Consider the following 16,498-nt stretch of genomic DNA (forward strand, 5'->3'; position numbering starts at 1 on the left):
GAGGGGCCACCAGCCATCCGGCACACGCCCCTTGTGAACGGGTGCCAGCCGGATGGACAAGCGCACCAGGCGTCCGGCACCATCACTGAGCTTCCACATCTGATCACGCCCTCTGAACAGCAGAAAGAGCGAACTCGACGAAGGAGAGCCGGACATGACGGCCCCGTACCCGCCGATCGACCCCTATGAGCACGGGATGCTCGACACCGGCGACGGCAACCTCATCTACTGGGAGACCTGCGGAAACCCCGACGGAAAGCCTGCTCTGGTCGTCCACGGAGGTCCCGGTTCGGGCTGCTCGGCGGGCCCGCGCAAGTCCTTCGATCCGGAGCGCTACCGGATCATCCTGTTCGACCAGCGGGGCTGCGGCCGGAGCACACCCCACGCCGCCGACCACACCACCGACATGACGCTCAATACCACCGAGCACCTGATCGCAGACATGGAGCAGCTGCGCGAACACCTCGGTGTCGACCGGTGGTTGCTGTTCGGCGGCTCCTGGGGTTCCACGCTCAGCCTCGCGTACGCCGAGCGGTACCCGGAGCGGGTGTCCGAGATCGTCCTCGCCGCTGTCACCAGCACCCGCCGCAGTGAGATCGACTGGCTCTACCGGGGCGCGGGCCGGTTCTTCCCGGAAGCGTGGGAGCGCTTCCGGGACGGTGTCCCCGAGGCCGACCGCGGCGGCGACCTCCTCGGGGCGTACGCACGTCTCATGGACGATCCCGACCCGGAGGTACGGGCCAGGGCCGCGACCGACTGGTGTGCCTGGGAGGACGCCGTCGTCTCCGCGGAGCCGAACGGCACGCCCAACCCGTACGGCGGCAGGCCGCCCCGGGCCATGCTGGCGCTGGTACGGATCTGCTCGCACTACTTCTCCCGCGGGGCCTGGCTGGAGGAGGGGCAGCTGATCCGCGACGCGGGGCGTCTGGCGGGTATCCCCGGTGTCCTGATCCACGGCCGCCTCGACATCAGCGGGCCGCTCGACACGGCCTGGGAACTCGCCCACGCCTGGCCCGGCTCGGAACTCGTGGTCATCGAGGACTCCGGCCACAAGGGAAGCGCCGCCATGAGCGCGGCCCTGTACGCGGCGTTCGATCGGTTCGCGCAACGGTAGAGCGGCGGGAACGCCCGGGTGCGCGAGTGCGTGCGTACCCGGGCATCACTCCAGGAACGCTGCGACCGTTGCCACGAACCGGTCCGCGTCGTCGAGCCAGGGGTAGTGACCTGCTTCTGGCTGTACGACGAGTGCGGCATCGGGGAACGACCCGGCCGCCTCGGCCACCGACCGGGGCGGGCTGTTCACGTCGAACTCCCCGGCGAGCAGTAGGACGGGAGCCCCGAAGCCGGCGAGCGCCGCGCGGGTGGCATCCGGCGCGAAGGCGCCCTCGGCCGCGAAACGGGCGACGGCCTCTTCGTTCTCCGGTCGGCTCGCCGTCAGGTGCTGCTGGGCCGCGGCGTCCCACCGCCCGTAGAAGAAGGGGCCGACGGCCTCCCAGTCGCTGCCGGTTCCCCCGGTGATCGCCTCCAGCGCGGCGAACGCCGCCGGGAACCACGGTTCCGCCCCGCGAAGCCGCGCGAGTTCACGCCGGGCCTCCCCGCTGATCGTGATTCCGAGGGCCCGGATGCCCGGGGCGATCAGGGCGAGCCTGCCGATGCGCTTCGGGTGGCGCGCCGCGTACCGCATCGCGAGGTTCGCTCCGGCGGAGTGGGCGAGCAGGTCGATCCGGGGGAGTCCGAGGTGGGTGCGCAGGGCCTCGACGTCCGCGATGAGGCGGTCGCAGCGGTAGGAGGAGATGTCGTCGGGAACCGCGGACCGTCCGGTGCCGCGGAGGTCCAGGACGACGAGCCGGCGGTGCGCCGACAGGCCGCCGAGATCGCCGAGGTAGCGCGAGTCGGCAGGGCCTCCAGGGATGCAGACGACCGGGGCGTCGTCGTTGCCGTCGTCACGGCCGTTGCCGTTGTCACGGCTGTTGCAGTTGCTGTTGTCGTTGTCGTCGCCGATTCCGTGTACGCGGTAGGCGAGCCGGGTTCCGTCGGGTGCGAAGAAGGTGGGCATGGCAGGGACCATGCCATTCATAACCAGGTTGTACAACCTGGTTATGAAGCTGGATCCGTGAGGTGTATAACCGACTCATGGCAGGCGAAGAGAGCACGCACCGGATCCCCGGGACGCTGACCGAGCAACAGGCCGGGCGGATGCTCGCCGACATGAACGAGGTCATCCGCGCGGGCGAGGAGATGCGGAAGCTGCGCGCCGAGATGATCAAGCTGTTCATCGGCTTCGGCTGGACGCAGGACAGGATCGCCCGGCTCGCGGCCATGAGCCAGCCCGCCGTGTCCAAGCAGATGGCGAAGTACCGGCCGGACGACGACCCGGCGCCCCCGATGGAGCTCTCCCTCGACCAGTACGACACCCCATGGCTCGAAGGACGGCTGTGGGCCCTCGCCGAGGAGATCTCGGAGACCCTCTCCGACACTGCCCGCTGCACCCGCTACGTCAATGCCGTCGCGCGCGGGAAGAAGCGCTTCACCCCCGAGAACGTCGACGAGCTGCGACGCCTCGTCGAGGAGGACCTGCGACTGCACCGGGCGACGCTGCCCGTCGGCCACCGGGACGCGTACGACAGGATCAGCCGCGGCCTCGACACCCCCTCGAAGCCCACCGCCACCGCCCCTGCCACCACGACCCCTGGCGCCGCCGGCGCGTCGGCCTCCGTGCGCCGCACCCTCGCACACCGGATCCAGCGCGACCGGCTCAGGGGCGACGCCTGATCCTTCGGGCGCGGCCCTCCACGTACACCGTTCATCTGCCGGGACGGCCCCGGTTGCTGCCGCCGGGGGAGCGGCCGAGACTGTCGAGCAGCCCGGCGGCCGCCCACCGGGGACGCATGCTGTCTGCCCGAGAGCAGGAAGAACATGGCCTCCACCGTTCCCACCGACGTCGAGAATCGTCCGGTCGCCGTCATCGGATCCGGCACGCTGGGCCGCAGGATCGCCCTGATGTTCGCCACCCGCGGTGGTGAGGTCCGCATCTACGACAAGTCGAAGGAAGCGGGCGAGGCGGCACGCGCCTATGTGGCGGCGAACGTGGCCGAGGTCGCCGCCGGGATCGAGGGCGGCTGCCCGGGGCGGGCCAGTGTCACGGACGACCTGGCGGAGGCGCTCGCCGGAGCCTGGCTCGTGGTCGAGGCCGTCCCCGAGCGCCTCGATCTGAAGAAGAGCATCTACGGCGAGCTGGACCGTCTCGCCGACCCCGACGCCATCCTGGCCAGCAACTCCTCCTCGTACCCGACCAGCCAGTTCATCGACGAGGTCAAGCACCCCGAGCGGGTGCTGAACATGCACTTCTACATGCCGCCCAAGCAGAACGCGATCGACATCATGTCCGACGGCCACACCGACCGGGCGATCATCGACCTGCTGGAGCGCGAACTGCCGCGCTACGGCGTGTACCCCTTCGAGGCGCACAAGGAGTCGACGGGCTTCATCTTCAACCGCATCTGGGCCGCCATCAAGCGAGAGTCCCTGGCGGTGGTCGCCGAGGGGGTCTCCACTCCGCAGGACGTCGACAAGATGTGGCAGATCAACATGGGCACGCCCGCGGGGCCGTTCCGCATGATGGACCGTGTCGGCCTCGATGTCGTCCTGGACATCGAGAACCACTACGCCGTCGAGCGCCCCGACCTGCCCGCCGGACCGCGCGAACTGCTGAAGAAGTACGTGGACGCCGGGCACCTCGGGGTCAAGACCGGCCAGGGCTTCTACGACGACTACGACAACCACGACGACCAGGCCGGCCACGACGACCAGGCCGACAACATCTGACCGCTGCTGAAACGCCGCCGGCTGCCGTTCGTAGACGCACGCGTATGTTGTTGAGCGCTATGGCTATGGTTCGTCTCGCCGCGTCGGAGTTGACTGATCCGCATGACGAACGAACAGAACATTCAGCAGAGCACTCAGCAGAACACCGAGCAGGCCGCCCCGAAGACGATCCTGGTGATCGGCGGCACCGGCAAGACCGGGAGCCGGGTGGCGGAGCGGCTCACCGCACAGGGGCTGCCGGTGCGTGTGGGATCCCGCAACGGCGAACCGCCCTTCGTGTGGGAGGACCCCGACACCTGGGAGGCAGCGCTCGACGGCGTCGGATCCGTATACGTCACCTACTACCCCGACCTCGGGTTCCCGGGGGCGGCCGAAGCCGTCGGAGCCTTCTCCGAGCTTGCCGTGAAGAAAGGCGCGCGCCGGCTGGTGCTGCTCTCCGGACGGGGTGAGGACGGCGCGGTCAACAGCGAGAACAAGCTCAAGGAGTCGGGCGCCGACTGGACCGTCGTACGGGCCAGTTGGTTCAACCAGAACTTCAGCGAGAGCTTCTTCCTGGAGCCCGTACTCGCCGGTGAGCTGACGCTGCCGACCGCGGAGGCCGTGGAGCCGTTCGTGGACGTCGAGGACATCGCCGATGTCGTCGCCGCCGCCCTCACCGACGACAGGCACATCGGCAGGACGTACGAGCTGTCCGGGCCCCGGTCGCTGAGCTTCCGCGACGTGGCCGCCGAGTTGTCGCGGATCACCGGCCGGGAGATCACGTACACCCCGGTCGGCCTCGACGACTACCGGGCGTTCCTGCGGGAGAACGGGCTGCCCGTCGAGTTCGCCGACCTGTTCGTCCTGATCGTCGACGGGCGCAACGCCGGGGTCGTCAACGGGGTGGAGGAGGTACTCGGCCGCAAGCCGCGCGACTTCTCCGCGTTCGTGAAGGATGCCGCCGCCACCGGTGTCTGGAACGTCTGACGACGCCCGGCAGCACACTGGAAACATCTGAGAGCGCCGGTACGGATCGTCGGTACAGGCCGTCGGTACAGGCCGTCGGTACGGATCCGGCCCGGTGCCGTACTCGCAAGCCGAATGGGGGATCACCACATGGACGTGCTCACCGGACTCCTGGACGGGCCGAAGGCGCGCGGCGCCTTCCTGCTCAAGTCCGTCTTCGACCCGCCCTGGTCGCTCCGTGTAGAGGACCGCGCTCCGATCTCCCTGGCCACCATGGTCCAGGGCAGCGCCTGGGTGATGCCGGACGGCGGGGTGCCGGCCCTCATCGGTCCCGGCGACATCGCCGTGCTGCGGGGCCCCGACCCGTACACGATCGCCGACGCGCAGGACACCCCCGTCCAGATCACCGTCGGTCCCGACCAGCGCTGCAACACCACCGTCGGCGAGGACGTCACCGACACGATGGCGCTGGGGGTGCGGACCTGGGGCGACCCGCTCGGGCAGGGCTCGTCCGTGATGCTCAGCGGTACGTACCAGGGGCCCGGCGAGATCGGGCGTCGGCTGCTGGGAGCCCTGCCCACTCTCCTGGTGCGGCCCGCCGCCCTCGGTGACACCCCGCTCGTGGATCTGCTGGCCGAGGAGATCGGCCGCGACGAGCCGGGGCAGGAACTGGTCCTCGACCGGCTCCTCGACCTGCTCTTCGTCAGTGTGCTGCGCGCCTGGCTCGCCGAGCCGGACGCCGGTGCGCCGGCCTGGTACCACGCCAGGTCCGACCCCAGGGTGGGACCCGCGCTGCGGCTTCTCCACGGTGATCCGGCCCATGCGTGGACGGTGGATTCACTGGCCCGCAAGGTCGGCGTCTCCCGGGCGGGTCTTGCCCGCCGCTTCGCCGAGGTCGTGGGGGAGCCGCCGATGACGTACCTGGCCTCCTTGCGGCTGGCTATGGCCGCCGACCTGCTGCGGGAATCGGACGTCACGGTGGCCACGGCGGCGCGTCAGGTGGGTTACAGCAGCGCGTTCGCGCTGAGCTCGGCCTTCAAGAGGGTGCGGGGGGTCAGCCCGCAGGAGTACCGCAGGAGCGGTGCTTCGCAGGTCGTCCTGCCCACGGCGACGCCGTCCCGGACCGTGGTGCTGGGCAGCGGCGGCTGACGGCCCGATCCGATCCCGTCACATCCCGCACGATTCTTGGTGCGCCGACTGTGACGGCGGCCGTTGCCGCGATCGAGTACCGCAGGGGCGCCGTACGGTCGCCCTGTGGGCGGGGCGGGGGCGCAGCCGCGCTCTACGTGGTGGCGTTGGTGATCACGTTCGCCTGAGCATCCCATCAAGGGGGTCTGGGAGACGGCCGACATCATGCGCACCCTGTTGTGGACCGCCGCTCTGGGCTGCCCGGCGCACCGCCTGAAACTGCACGGCCGCGGAGCGGCCGGTGTTCCGGACTGATCGTCCGGTGGTCGTGTTGTGCCGACCGACACCGGCCATCCGCGGCCTGGTTGCGCTGTGTTGGGCTCCCGCCCCGGTCACCGCCGGGTGCCGGGCTTCGGAAGCGGTCGGGGACGGGGGACCGAACGGGGCTTCAGCGGCTGCGGGCCGCGGCCGCCGAGGTTGAACTCGGTGAAGGTGCCGGCGCCGTGCCGGGTGGTGAAACGAACTCGCAAGTTGACTCCTGTGTGTGACTGCGATGTACCCTCCGTTTGGAGTGCTTTGAACGTAGTACTTCACTTGAAGTGGTGTCAATGTTTTTGGAGGATCTCATGCGTCAGAACCCGGCCCGCCGTGCCGCGTTGCTCGACGCGGCCATCGAAGTGCTGGCCGCCGAGGGCTCGCGCGGGCTGACCCTGCGGGCCGTGGACGCCAAGGCGCAGGTGCCCGTCGGCACCTGCTCCAACTACTTCGCCAATCGCGCCGAACTGCTGCGGCAGATCATGGAGCGCACCCGCGAGCGCCTGACGCCGGACCCGGCGGAGGTCGCCGAGGCCCTGGCCGCCCCGTCGTCCCCCGAGCTGGTCGCGCAATTTCTGCGCGACGTCTACCGGCGCATGGATGCCGACCGCAGCAGCTACCTCGCCATGATGGAGCTGCGCCTGGAGGGCGTCCGCCGCCCCGAACTGGGCGCCGAGCTCAACAGGATCTTCCGCGTGGCGCTGGAGGAGAACATCCGCTTCCATCTCGATGCGGGGCTGCCCGGCGACCGGGTCGATGTCATCCTGCTGTACCTCGCCGTGCACGGCATGATCGTGGACGACCTCACCGTGCCCGACGTCCTCGCGGGTTCTGCCGGCGAACTGATCGACGAGCTGTGCCGACGCCTCCTGCCCCGCGACGCGGCGGGGGACGCCTGAGCGGAGGCGGCCCTACCCGGGGACCTCCGTGCGCTCCCACCATTCGTAGACGGGCAACTGCCCCTCGGCCGTTTCGCGGTGGCGTGCCGTGGCCCTGAAGTGTTCGTACCCGCCACGGAACGGGACCTTGATATCGGGCCCGGGCCCGGGTGCGGTGAGAGGGACGATCCGGTCGGGGAGATCGTCGGGGCCGCCTTCGAGGACTGCTTTCGGTGCGTCGGTCATGGCGAGAGTTTCTCCGGGTGGTGGCCCGGCTCCTCCGTGACGCGCCGAAGGGCTCACCGTCGCCCACCGCGCCCCACTCCGACGGCGCGCATGATAACTTCGTAACAAGTTGAATAGTTGTCCCTCCGGGAGGTGCGCGGGTGCTGCAGATCCAGATCGGTGCCGAGCGCGCGGCGGACCCGGACGACCGTCTGATGCGGACCACCCTCGGGTGGCGCCGGGGCATGAGCGAGGACGAGGCGTGGGAAGCCGGACGCGGCATCTGGAAGTTCAACGCCGACCGGGCCCTGTCGCAGGACGAGGTGCAGATCATCAACACCGAGGGCACGGTCCTCGCGGTCGCGAGGATCATCGGCATCTCCAAGCACGGTGACCGTTACGCTCTTGAGGGCGACCTGCTGCGTGACGACCCCCGCGTCGGCCGCCCGACCGGTAGTCCGCATCTGTCCCGCAACCCCGTCACCTACATCTGACGGGCCCATGAAACCGACGGGCCCCATGACACTTCAGTCGCCGCGAAGGGAGCGCTCCGGTGAGTGACTTCGACGCCATCGACGCGCTGCTCGCGGAGGTCGGCCCGCAGGCCGAACTCCCGCCGCCGGACGTCCGTCGCGAGCTGCGGGAGCAGGCCAGGTTCTCCAAGGCCCAGGTGGCCCGGGCGCTCGGCGTGAGCCCCAGCACGGTCGGCGCGTGGGAGGGCGGCCGCGACCCGTCGGACGAGATCCGCGCCAAGTACGCGTATTTGCTGAACGGGCTGGCTGCCAAGTTCCCCAACGAGCCGGCAACGGAAGCGCCGCCCGCGGAGGACGAGGACGAAGCCGGGGACGAGAGCGACAACGGGAGTGAGGGCGAGAGCGAGGCCGGGGACGAGGTGGAGTCCCTCGTCGCTCCCGAGGCGTGCGTGCTGTGCGGAGCACCGGCCACGCACCGGGTGGCGGGCTTCGCCCAGCACCTGGACCCGTCCGACTGCCGCCCCGCGACCGCCACCAGCACGCAACCAGCCGGTGAGCAGCCTGCCGGTGAGCAACCTGCCGGTGCACAGCCCACCAGCACGCGACCCACCAGCACGCAGCCCGCCGGTCCGGTCCCTGAAACCACTCCGTACCCCTCCCAGCGCCCCCGGAGCCCGGCCAAGCGCGCGTTCCAGGAGCAGTCCGGGCCCGGAGACCTGATCGGGCAGACCGTTCAGGCGGCGCTCGCCGAGTACCGGGGCGATGTCGAGGCGACCCTCGCGGCGCTGCTGAAGCGGGCGATCCCGGACGCGATGCGGCTGCTCGACGAGACCCGTAAGGGCGCGCGGTACGACATCGTCGCGCACCCGTGGATCCCGGACATCCTCCGCAAGCAGACCTCCAAGGGCGCGGACCGGATCTGGGAGGCGCGCCCGAAGTGGACCCGTCATGAACTGCCGCCCGGCCGCCACGAGGTGACCGCGCTCGACATCAACGGCGCCTACCTCTCCGCCCTGAAGACCCACCTCCCGCTCGGCCAGCTGGAACACAGCGCCGGATTCGCCCACGACCGCCGCCGCGCCGGCGTCCACCTCATCACCCCGCCCGCGTGGGAACACGAAGCAGTGCTGCCCAACCCGATCGGCAACCGGGACGAGCCCGGCCCGCTGTGGGTCACCGAACCGACCCTGCGCCTCCTGCTGCGCCTCTCCGGCCCGAAGCACGCCCTGTGCGAGCCCCCGGAGATCCACGAGTCGTACACGTCCGGTGCTACGGAGAACCTGCTGGAGAAGTTCCGCGTCGCCCTCAAGGAGGCCAGGGACACCGCGATCGCCGCCGACGACGAGGTGACGCTGGAGTACGTGAAGGCGATGTACTCGAAGTTCGTCTCCACGATGGGGGAGTCGAACTACAACCGGGAGCTCTACCGCCCGGACTGGATGCACATCATCCGCAGCCAGGCGTTCTCCAACCTCTGGATGAAGGCCCTCAAGGCCCACGACGAGGGACTCACCGTCGTACGTGCGATGGGCACCGACGAGCTCCACGTCATCGGCGACTGGCACCGTGTCTTTCCCGAGGGCCGCGGTGTGACCGAGGTCAAGATGAAGGACGTCTACACCGCGGGCGTCGATGTCGTCGATCTCGTCGATGACGTCGAGGGCACCGAAGACACAGAAAACACCGGGGACATGTCGGGGGAGGAGGAGTAGGTGCCCGAGAGGACCATCGACTTCGGGAAGTTCGGCGCCCGGGGCATCAAGGGCAGCGATGCCGTCGCGCACAAGCTCGACGAGCTGTCGGGCGGCATCGTCACTCCGGTGACCGTGAAGCGTGGTCTGATGGCGCGGCTGCACTACCTCACCAAGACGGAACACAGCCGCCGAGCGGCCAGGGACGCCGGACTGACGGTCACCGACCGCACGCTGAAGGCATGGCTGGAGGAGAGGCGCAGCCCGACGAAGGCCAATCTGGAACGCATCGAGGCCGCCTACCGCCAGGTGCGCCGCCAGAACGTCGCCCGGCACCTTCTCCGGCGCCTGAACGCCAATGGCGGTACACGGGTGGAGATCCACCCGCTCAACCAGTCGCAGGTGCCGCGACCGCTCCAGCGGATGGTGGAGTACCGCACGATGAACGTCCGCCGCTGGGACCGCATCGTAGAGGCATGGGCGTCCGGCGACCATCAGGGCCTGGACGACGCCTGGGAGGACACCATCGTCGACCTGGGGTCGCAGTGGGGACAGTACGAGTACGTCACCAACATCGGCTTCGCCGCGTAGCCGACCTTGTGGGGTCTCAACAACCGCGCCACAGCCCGGGCCTGTTACGGAAGTGGATCGCTCGCCTGTCAGACCTGCCTGGGATGCTCCGGGCATGGAAATGACAGTGCAGCTGACGATCGACTGCTCCGATCCGCAGAGAATGGTGACTTTCTGGGCCGAGGCCCTGGGCTACGTGCCCGAGCCTCCGCCGGGCGGGCACGCCACGTGGCGTGCTTACTGGGCGGCGATGGGGGTGCCCGAGGCGGAATTGCCGGCCGGTGCCGGGGATGTTCCGGAGTCGATCATCGATCCTGCGGGACATGGACCGAGGGTGTGGTTCCAGCAGGTTCCGGAGCCCAAGATCGCCAAGAACCGGTGGCACTTCGACCTGAAGGTCGGCGGGGGCCGTGACGTCTCGCTGGACGTCCGCACACAGCGGGTCAAGGCTACGGTGGAGCGGCTGGTCAAAGCCGGTGCCACCGTGCTGCGGATCAAGGATGAGCCGGACATGGGGCTCTACGCCGCCGCCATGCAGGACCCCGAAGGCAACGAATTCGACGTCGTCTGAGGGCCGTTGCGACGGTGCTGGTCACAGCCACTCGTTCACGGCTGCGACCAACACCGTCGTCTCAGTACATGGCATCGCGCCCCAGCCGCTCCTGCTGCCGTACACGCCGCTTCATGACGATTGCGGGGATACCGAGCGCCAGCAGCACCGGGATCGCGGCGGCAATCCCGAACCAGAGGAAGATGGCGAGATAGCCGTAGGCGGCGGCGTCCACGTCTGCGTCCGCCTTCACCAGCAGGACGATGCCGGCCAGGACAGCGAGCACCATGAGACCCGCTACGGCGATCGCGAGCCAGAGCAGGATGCCGGCCCAACGCCGGTACCCGGCACTGACCTCTTGGAACCGTGGCGGGCCGTACGCGCCGTACGCGCCGGGCGGACCGGGCGGACCGGGCAAGGGCCTTGGCACCGGGTGTTGGGCCGGCCGCTGATCAGACATGAGGCCCAGTTCTACGGTGCGCGGCCCCGGAGCACCAACTTCCGCCGCCACAGCAGGCACCGCGCCGGAGTGTCGTCCCCCGGGTCACTGCTTCACCGAGTCCCACGCGCCGGCGTTGAAGCTGCGCAGGAGGGCGATCAGTGCGGCCCCGAGCCGCCAGTCCACGCCAGGTGCGTGTACATGCAGTTTGTCGCCCTTGGACCTGAACTCCAGCGGCATTTCCCCGTTCGCGCGCCACCGGATGCGCCGGGGTGCGCGTGCGAAGCCGCCCTCGTTACCAGGGACGCTGTCGAAGACGCTGATCACGAGGACCACCGTCATCAGGGGCAGCAAGAGCCACCACATCCACCACCATACGATCCTGCCTTTGAAGCCCACCGCTTCGGAGCCGCCGGTCTGCTGCACGGTCCAACGGGTGCGCAGCCCCCTGCCGCGGAGCGCCTTCTCGCGTACGAGCGTGCCGATGACCTCGCCGTGCGCGCCGAGAACCTGAAACCTCGCAACGCCGCTGCCGGCCGACAGGGTCACCACGGTGGCCACCCGCTCCTGGCGTTGATCGTCGGCCCACAGGGCGAAGGAACGGGCCCCTCCGCCCCGGGCCGCAAGGTACGCGGACGTGCCTCCCGGTGGCAGTTCGCGCTCCACGTACACGGCCGACGGCGCCGGTCCCGACCCGTCGGAGAAGCTGACCATGCCCGCCACCTTCGCCTGCCCCTGGCCGTCGACTCGTCTCGGCCCGCCGTACATGGTCAGTACGTTGCTGCTCATCCGACGTGCTCCAAGTGGTCGTCGCGTGCCCGGGCCGGCCCAGTCTTTCTCACCGGCCACCCCACGAACTACTTGTTCCCCTTGGCCAGTTCGAGGATCAGGACCACGACCGTGAGACAGATGCAGGTGCGCATCGCGCGGATGTACGTCGACGACCCCGGGTACCCCGGGGCAGCCCGTCGGCCCGTCGGCCCGTCAGCCCGCTGAATCCGCTCAATCCGCTCAGGCCGTTCCGTTCACCGGGGCCAGCGTGAGGTAGGCCATCCCGAGCACTCCCCGGTAGCCCCTCAGCCAGCTCGCCCGGTGCCGGTCGACGCGCTCGCGCGTCTCCTGCGCAAGCGGGTGGTCCGGGTGAGCGGCCAGCCACTCCTCCACGTCCGACTGGTAGCCGGACTCGAACTCCTCCCACTCGTCGGCGTCGGCCGTCTCGATCCAGAGGGGCCGGAACCCGGCGGCCACCGCCACGTCGACGAGGCCTGCCAGATCGTGGTGTTCATCGGCACGGGCGTCCGGCCACATCGCGGCCAGTTCGGCGGAGGTGGGGGAGCGCTGCCAGAAGCACTCGGCGAGCAGGACTCGTCCCCCGGGCGCGACGATCCGGCGAAGCGCACGCAGTGCGTCGGCAGTGTGCCGGGGCGGTTCCTCGTCACTGAGGGCGTGGCTGGCACCGAGACACAGGACGAGGTCGGCGGGCCCGTGGGACGTCTCCCCGGCGGGCCCCTCGACGAACTCCACGCGGCCGGACAGCGCACGGGCCTCGGCATTCGCGCGTCCCCGGGCGAGGTCCTCGCCGTTGAGGTCGATGCCGATCCCGGTCGCCCCCGGCACCGCGTCGAGCACGCGGAGCATCAACTCCCCCCAGCCACAGCCGATGTCCAGGACCCGCGCCGGGGCTCCCCGGCCGAGCCTGTCGACGATCCGCGCGGCTCGCGTCTCGGAGAGCGGGCCGAGGAAGGTGAGCCGGGTCAGACGCGGCGGAAGATCGATTTCGGTCATGCGGGGCAGGCTAATGCCGACGGGCCCGCCCACGACACCGAGTTATCGCCCCGCCGAGTCACCTCGTCCGCCGTCCCGGCCCCAGGTCAGAGCCGGTACAGCCACAGACCGACGCCTTCCCGTCCGACCCGCATCTCGACCCATGCCGTATCGACGACGCCCGGCGGTGGCGGAACCGCGAGTTCGAACAGGAGCGGCGCGCCGCCCACGTCCAGCAGTGCCGAGCCGTCCCCGGTGGGGCTCAGCCGGCCCCGGAAGGCGATGTGGTGACCGTCCTCCCGTAACCCGGGCGGACCGGAAGCGCGGCCCCGGTCTCATTCCGCCGGACCGTCGTGCACCAGCCGGTGCAGGGCCTTGTCGAGCCGGGCCTTCCGGGTCTCCGGGGTGAGCGCCTGGAGCAACGGAAGGATCAGCTGGTAGCGCCCCGACCTGTTGAGCGCCTCGAACGCCTTCCTGGCCCCGGGATCCGCGTGGGCCCTGCGTACCTCGGCAGCCTCTCGGGCACCGCCGTCGGGCTCGTGCTCGCCGCGGCGGGACCGGGAGCGCTGCTGCTCGCTGCTCGGCGGCTTCCTCGCACAGGAATGGGCGCTGTGCCCCGCGCTCCTGCTGACGGCCGCGGCCATGATGCTGTCCCCCGCCCTGATGGCCCTGTCCCCGCTCGCCCGACTGGGGCGGACCCTTCCGGCCCCGCTCGCGCGATGACGGCGCAGCGCCCCGGACGGGGGAGTGTCCGGGGCGCTGCTGCATGTGGTGCGCGGCTCCTGCGCGTACGCGGCACCGCCGCTGCGAACGCGTACCGCGCGGGGTGCCGTCTCAGAACTCGTCGGCGCCGTTGCGTAGTTCGTACGTCCAGTAGCCGGTCTTCGCGGCCGCGTCGTCGACCGCGATTCCGCCCTTAGGCGCGGCGACGGTCTTGCTGCCCTCGGCCGGGCCGTCGGCGGCGAAGAGGTTCACGTAGAAGGAGCTGACGGCGTGGTTCTTCTCGTCGACACCGCCGTTGTTGATCCGCACGGCCGCGTAGGCCGGGGTGCCGGCGTTCAGCACGATGGGGGTGCCGGGCTTGCTCTTGGCGACCGCAGGGACGTCCTTGGAGGTCTGGGGGAGGTCGCCGAACCCGAGCAGCGGGTACTGGAGCAGGGTGCAGGCGTGGCCCGAGATGTTGGTCGCGGTCAGGGTGATGTGCGTGGTGGGCGGGCCTGCCTGCTTGGCCGCGGAGATCTTGACGTCGTTGACGGTGCAGGCCGGGGCCTTGGCGGTGGACTTCTTCTTGGCACTGGCCTGAACGGCGCTGGTCGAACCCGTCGAACCCGTCGTGCCCGCGCCGCCGCCGTTGCTGCCACCGCTGCTTCCGCTCGTACCCTGCTCGGCGGAGACGGACGCGGCGGCCCCGTTGTCCTTCGAGCCGTCCTCACCACCACAGGCGGTGAGCGTCAGGCTGAGGGCGGCCACGGCGGTCGCGGCGAGTACGGCAGGGCGGCGGATGGGCGTACGCATGTGGGGCTCCCCGTGTGATGCGGTCGGTGCGATTTACGGTTGCTGCCGGGTGCGGCGGCTGGTCTGCTCATAGCTTTGGCCCCCTTCCTGCCGTTCTGCTGACGTCCGGCTGATGAACCACTGACGCACTCGCCGACCTGGTGACTCTTCTGGAGGACGAGGACGAGGACGAGGACGAGCCGGCCATCTGCGCATGGATCTTCTCCTCTGCGGGACGTACGCGTCCGCCGCTCCGAGCAGTCGGTGTCGGGGTGCCGGCCGCGGGGGACAGGGCGGCGCGGAAGTGAGCGTCCGCGACCCGGTCGGCCGTCAGGCGTCTCGCCTGTGCAGGACCAGGTAGCCGCCGATCAGCGCGGCTGCCGTCCAGGCCAGCAGAATGACGAGGGCCGCGCCGGATCCGTAGCCGGGGCCGTAGCGTCCGTCGCCGGACGGCCCGGCGATGTGCATCAGTTCCAGGCCGGCCTGGTCGGGCAGATACCGCAGGACGGGCTTCAGGGCGGGGATGTTTCCGAGCCCTTGGGAGCCGAGGAACAGCAGCGGCAGCAGGATGCCCATCGCGACCGCCGAACTGCGTACGACGGTCGCGATTCCCATGGAGAAGGCACAGATCAGGGTCAGGTAGACGATGGCTCCGGCGAGCGCGGACGGGACTCCGTCCGCGGTGAGCCCGGTGCGGTACGGGCCGAGCACCGCCTGTGCCGCGAGGAACGTGACGACGACGATCACCGTCGATCCGGCGAAGGCTGTCAGGGTGCCGGCCAGCATCTTGCCGGCGTAGAGCAGACCACGCCGGGGTACCGCGGTCAGCGAGGTCCGGATCGACCCGGACGAGTACTCGGAACCTACGAGCAGCGCGCCCAGCACGACGAGGGCGAGCTGCCCGAGAGTCACGCTGTACAGGGCGGCGACCAGCGGATCGAAGTGGACGACGTGCTCGATGTCGGAGCGCCAGTTGAACGCAATCAGGGTGCCGATGCCGGTGCTGAGTACGAAGGCCAGCAGCAGGGTGTAACCGGTCGAGCGCAGCGTCCACACCTTGGTCCATTCGGCGGCGAGAACCGCCCGGGGCGAGTTGCTGCTCATCGGTGTGCTCCTCCAGACTGTTCCGCTTCGGACTGTTCCGTTCCGGAATTTTCTGTTTCAGACTGTTCCGGTGTGGGGTGTTTTATGTCGGGCCGATCGGTTCCCGGCCGTTCCGAGCGGTACTCGACCGCGGCGGCGGTCAGCCGCATGAATGCCTCTTCCAGGGACGCGTGGGTACGGGTCACCTCGTGTACCGGCACCGCGTGTGCCGCGACGAGTTCGCCGACCCGCTCCGCGTCGGTGGACGCACGCAGACTCCCGTCGGCGCAGTCGGCGACCCCGATCCCTGCGCCGGCCAGCACATCGCGCAGCCGTTCCGGTTCCGGCGTGCGCACCCGCACCCCCGCCTCCGTGTGTTCGTCGATGAACGCGGTCATGCCGGTGTCCGCGAGGAGCCGGCCGCGACCGATCACGACGAGGTGGTCGACGGTGAGTGCCGCCTCGCCCATCAGATGACTGGACATCAGGACGGTGCGTCCTTCGGCCGCCAGGCCCCGCAGGAGGCGCCGGATCCACCGGACGCCTTCCGGGTCGAGCCCGTTGACCGGCTCGTCGAGCACCACGACGGCGGGTTCGCCGAGCAACGCCGCGGCGATTCCCAGCCGTTGGCCCATGCCCAGCGAGTACGACCCCGCCCGCCGGTGCGCGGCGCCCTCCAGCCCGGCCAGCTCGATCACCTCATGGACACGGCGTGCCGGGATCCGGTTGCTCCGGGCCAGGCACCGCAGATGGTTGAGCGCGGTCCGGCCGGGGTGCACGGCCCCGGCGTCGAGCAGCGCACCCACCGTACGCAGCGGATCGCGCAGCTGCCGGTACGGTGCGCCGCCGATGCGTACCTCGCCGGCCGTCGGCCGGTCCAGGCCCAGCATCATGCGCAGCGTGGTGGATTTTCCGGCGCCGTTGGGTCCCAGGAACCCGGTCACCAGGCCGGGCCGTACCCGGAAGCTGAGCCCGTCCACCGCGGTGGTGTTCCCGTAACGCTTGGTCAGGTCGGTCACTTCGATCATGCCGGTGATGGTTCGCGACCCGCGGGTCCCACCGCATCGGGCCCGGGGCCGACGTCCTTCCCTCCACCCACGGGTGGAGACGGGACCTCA

General features: G+C 70.0%; 19 protein-coding genes and 1 pseudogene. 11 read left to right on the plus strand and 9 right to left on the minus strand.

Features of this window, described 5'->3' with window-relative positions; all coding sequences use genetic code 11:
* Window positions 1-154: 154 nt before the first annotated feature.
* The gene (gene pip / locus ABZ622_RS22445) at window positions 155-1,114 is read left to right on the plus strand and encodes a prolyl aminopeptidase (RefSeq protein WP_360545756.1); all 960 of its coding nucleotides are present in this window, start codon (window positions 155-157) and stop codon (window positions 1,112-1,114) included.
* 45 nt (window positions 1,115-1,159) lie between these two features.
* Here pip and ABZ622_RS22450 read toward each other — a convergent pair whose 3' ends face one another.
* Window positions 1,160-2,056: an alpha/beta hydrolase gene (locus tag ABZ622_RS22450; RefSeq protein WP_360545758.1), complete on the minus strand. Its 897-nt coding sequence runs from the start codon at window positions 2,054-2,056 to the stop codon at window positions 1,160-1,162.
* A gap of 77 nt (window positions 2,057-2,133) precedes the next feature.
* On the opposite strand from ABZ622_RS22450, the gene ABZ622_RS22455 reads away from it, so the two are divergent.
* From ABZ622_RS22455 to ABZ622_RS22475, 5 genes are all read left to right on the plus strand, one after another.
* Window positions 2,134-2,772 (plus strand): sigma-70 family RNA polymerase sigma factor, encoded by a 639-nt coding sequence (locus tag ABZ622_RS22455; RefSeq protein WP_360545760.1) that lies wholly within the window; start codon window positions 2,134-2,136, stop codon window positions 2,770-2,772.
* Between the two features lie 144 nt (window positions 2,773-2,916).
* The gene (locus tag ABZ622_RS22460; RefSeq protein WP_360545762.1) at window positions 2,917-3,825 is read left to right on the plus strand and encodes a 3-hydroxyacyl-CoA dehydrogenase NAD-binding domain-containing protein; all 909 of its coding nucleotides are present in this window, start codon (window positions 2,917-2,919) and stop codon (window positions 3,823-3,825) included.
* Window positions 3,826-3,927: 102 nt separating this feature from the next.
* Window positions 3,928-4,791 (plus strand): NmrA family NAD(P)-binding protein, encoded by an 864-nt coding sequence (locus ABZ622_RS22465; RefSeq protein ID WP_360545764.1) that lies wholly within the window; start codon window positions 3,928-3,930, stop codon window positions 4,789-4,791.
* A 129-nt stretch (window positions 4,792-4,920) separates the two neighbouring features.
* Window positions 4,921-5,919 carry an AraC family transcriptional regulator gene (locus tag ABZ622_RS22470; RefSeq protein WP_360545766.1) on the plus strand — a complete coding sequence of 333 codons (999 nt, stop codon included), beginning with the start codon at window positions 4,921-4,923 and terminating at the stop codon, window positions 5,917-5,919.
* Between the two features lie 605 nt (window positions 5,920-6,524).
* A complete protein-coding gene (locus ABZ622_RS22475; protein WP_360545768.1) occupies window positions 6,525-7,112 on the plus strand; it encodes a TetR family transcriptional regulator in 588 nt (195 codons plus the stop codon).
* A 12-nt stretch (window positions 7,113-7,124) separates the two neighbouring features.
* Here ABZ622_RS22475 and ABZ622_RS22480 read toward each other — a convergent pair whose 3' ends face one another.
* Window positions 7,125-7,337, minus strand: a complete 213-nt coding sequence (locus ABZ622_RS22480) for a DUF5988 family protein (RefSeq protein WP_266920778.1) — start codon at window positions 7,335-7,337, stop codon at window positions 7,125-7,127.
* A 140-nt stretch (window positions 7,338-7,477) separates the two neighbouring features.
* Between ABZ622_RS22480 and ABZ622_RS22485 the strand changes: the two genes are divergently transcribed.
* The 4 genes from ABZ622_RS22485 (at window position 7,478) to ABZ622_RS22500 (ending at window position 10,621) form a co-directional block, all read left to right on the plus strand.
* Window positions 7,478-7,810 carry a hypothetical protein gene (locus ABZ622_RS22485; protein ID WP_360545770.1) on the plus strand — a complete coding sequence of 111 codons (333 nt, stop codon included), beginning with the start codon at window positions 7,478-7,480 and terminating at the stop codon, window positions 7,808-7,810.
* Window positions 7,811-7,869: 59 nt separating this feature from the next.
* Complete coding sequence (locus ABZ622_RS22490; protein WP_360545772.1) at window positions 7,870-9,501, plus strand: helix-turn-helix domain-containing protein; 1,632 nt, start codon at window positions 7,870-7,872, stop codon at window positions 9,499-9,501.
* Window positions 9,502-10,071 (plus strand): transcriptional regulator, encoded by a 570-nt coding sequence (locus ABZ622_RS22495; protein WP_360545774.1) that lies wholly within the window; start codon window positions 9,502-9,504, stop codon window positions 10,069-10,071.
* Window positions 10,072-10,165: 94 nt separating this feature from the next.
* On the plus strand, window positions 10,166-10,621 hold the full coding sequence (locus tag ABZ622_RS22500; RefSeq protein WP_360545993.1) for a VOC family protein: 456 nt from the start codon (window positions 10,166-10,168) through the stop codon (window positions 10,619-10,621).
* A 61-nt stretch (window positions 10,622-10,682) separates the two neighbouring features.
* Here ABZ622_RS22500 and ABZ622_RS22505 read toward each other — a convergent pair whose 3' ends face one another.
* The 4 genes from ABZ622_RS22505 to ABZ622_RS22520 all read right to left on the minus strand — a co-directional run bounded on the left by ABZ622_RS22505 (window position 10,683) and on the right by ABZ622_RS22520 (window position 13,447).
* Window positions 10,683-11,018 (minus strand): hypothetical protein, encoded by a 336-nt coding sequence (locus tag ABZ622_RS22505; RefSeq protein WP_360545776.1) that lies wholly within the window; start codon window positions 11,016-11,018, stop codon window positions 10,683-10,685.
* A gap of 126 nt (window positions 11,019-11,144) precedes the next feature.
* Window positions 11,145-11,828, minus strand: a complete 684-nt coding sequence (locus ABZ622_RS22510) for a hypothetical protein (RefSeq protein WP_360545778.1) — start codon at window positions 11,826-11,828, stop codon at window positions 11,145-11,147.
* Between the two features lie 222 nt (window positions 11,829-12,050).
* Window positions 12,051-12,824 carry a class I SAM-dependent methyltransferase gene (locus ABZ622_RS22515; RefSeq protein WP_360545780.1) on the minus strand — a complete coding sequence of 258 codons (774 nt, stop codon included), beginning with the start codon at window positions 12,822-12,824 and terminating at the stop codon, window positions 12,051-12,053.
* A 314-nt stretch (window positions 12,825-13,138) separates the two neighbouring features.
* Window positions 13,139-13,447 carry a YdeI/OmpD-associated family protein gene (locus tag ABZ622_RS22520; RefSeq protein ID WP_360545782.1) on the minus strand — a complete coding sequence of 103 codons (309 nt, stop codon included), beginning with the start codon at window positions 13,445-13,447 and terminating at the stop codon, window positions 13,139-13,141.
* Between ABZ622_RS22520 and ABZ622_RS22525 the strand changes: the two are divergent.
* Window positions 13,377-13,526 (plus strand): annotated as a pseudogene (locus tag ABZ622_RS22525) (MFS transporter); the annotation flags it as partial. The gene ABZ622_RS22520 and the pseudogene ABZ622_RS22525 sit on opposite strands and share 71 nt — an antisense overlap.
* A gap of 111 nt (window positions 13,527-13,637) precedes the next feature.
* Here ABZ622_RS22525 and ABZ622_RS22530 read toward each other — a convergent pair.
* The 3 genes from ABZ622_RS22530 to ABZ622_RS22540 all read right to left on the minus strand — a co-directional run bounded on the left by ABZ622_RS22530 (window position 13,638) and on the right by ABZ622_RS22540 (window position 16,408).
* Window positions 13,638-14,318: a DUF4232 domain-containing protein gene (locus tag ABZ622_RS22530; protein ID WP_360545784.1), complete on the minus strand. Its 681-nt coding sequence runs from the start codon at window positions 14,316-14,318 to the stop codon at window positions 13,638-13,640.
* A gap of 309 nt (window positions 14,319-14,627) precedes the next feature.
* Window positions 14,628-15,401 (minus strand): ABC transporter permease subunit, encoded by a 774-nt coding sequence (locus ABZ622_RS22535; RefSeq protein ID WP_360545786.1) that lies wholly within the window; start codon window positions 15,399-15,401, stop codon window positions 14,628-14,630.
* On the minus strand, window positions 15,398-16,408 hold the full coding sequence (locus ABZ622_RS22540) for an ATP-binding cassette domain-containing protein (protein WP_360545788.1): 1,011 nt from the start codon (window positions 16,406-16,408) through the stop codon (window positions 15,398-15,400). Before ABZ622_RS22540 ends, ABZ622_RS22535 begins: the two co-directional genes overlap by 4 nt.
* Window positions 16,409-16,498: the final 90 nt, after the last annotated feature.

Origin of the sequence: Streptomyces sp. NPDC007164 (assembly GCF_040634135.1) — a bacterium.
Taxonomy (GTDB): domain Bacteria; phylum Actinomycetota; class Actinomycetes; order Streptomycetales; family Streptomycetaceae; genus Streptomyces; species Streptomyces sanglieri.

Excerpts from the sequence above, each read along its gene's own strand:
- ABZ622_RS22470 (WP_360545766.1), top strand. The coding sequence starts at position 4,921 with ATGGACGTGCTCACCGGACTCCTGGACGGGCCGAAGGCGCGCGGCGCC.
- ABZ622_RS22455 (WP_360545760.1), top strand. The coding sequence starts at position 2,134 with ATGGCAGGCGAAGAGAGCACGCACCGGATCCCCGGGACGCTGACCGAG.
- ABZ622_RS22520 (WP_360545782.1), bottom strand. The coding sequence starts at position 13,447 with ATGGCCGCGGCCGTCAGCAGGAGCGCGGGGCACAGCGCCCATTCCTGT.
- pip (WP_360545756.1), top strand. The coding sequence starts at position 155 with ATGACGGCCCCGTACCCGCCGATCGACCCCTATGAGCACGGGATGCTC.
- ABZ622_RS22480 (WP_266920778.1), bottom strand. The coding sequence starts at position 7,337 with ATGACCGACGCACCGAAAGCAGTCCTCGAAGGCGGCCCCGACGATCTC.
- ABZ622_RS22540 (WP_360545788.1), bottom strand. The coding sequence starts at position 16,408 with ATGATCGAAGTGACCGACCTGACCAAGCGTTACGGGAACACCACCGCG.
- ABZ622_RS22535 (WP_360545786.1), bottom strand. The coding sequence starts at position 15,401 with ATGAGCAGCAACTCGCCCCGGGCGGTTCTCGCCGCCGAATGGACCAAG.
- ABZ622_RS22515 (WP_360545780.1), bottom strand. The coding sequence starts at position 12,824 with ATGACCGAAATCGATCTTCCGCCGCGTCTGACCCGGCTCACCTTCCTC.
- ABZ622_RS22530 (WP_360545784.1), bottom strand. The coding sequence starts at position 14,318 with ATGCGTACGCCCATCCGCCGCCCTGCCGTACTCGCCGCGACCGCCGTG.
- ABZ622_RS22465 (WP_360545764.1), top strand. The coding sequence starts at position 3,928 with ATGACGAACGAACAGAACATTCAGCAGAGCACTCAGCAGAACACCGAG.
- ABZ622_RS22500 (WP_360545993.1), top strand. The coding sequence starts at position 10,166 with ATGGAAATGACAGTGCAGCTGACGATCGACTGCTCCGATCCGCAGAGA.
- ABZ622_RS22510 (WP_360545778.1), bottom strand. The coding sequence starts at position 11,828 with ATGAGCAGCAACGTACTGACCATGTACGGCGGGCCGAGACGAGTCGAC.
- ABZ622_RS22450 (WP_360545758.1), bottom strand. The coding sequence starts at position 2,056 with ATGCCCACCTTCTTCGCACCCGACGGAACCCGGCTCGCCTACCGCGTA.
- ABZ622_RS22460 (WP_360545762.1), top strand. The coding sequence starts at position 2,917 with ATGGCCTCCACCGTTCCCACCGACGTCGAGAATCGTCCGGTCGCCGTC.
- ABZ622_RS22475 (WP_360545768.1), top strand. The coding sequence starts at position 6,525 with ATGCGTCAGAACCCGGCCCGCCGTGCCGCGTTGCTCGACGCGGCCATC.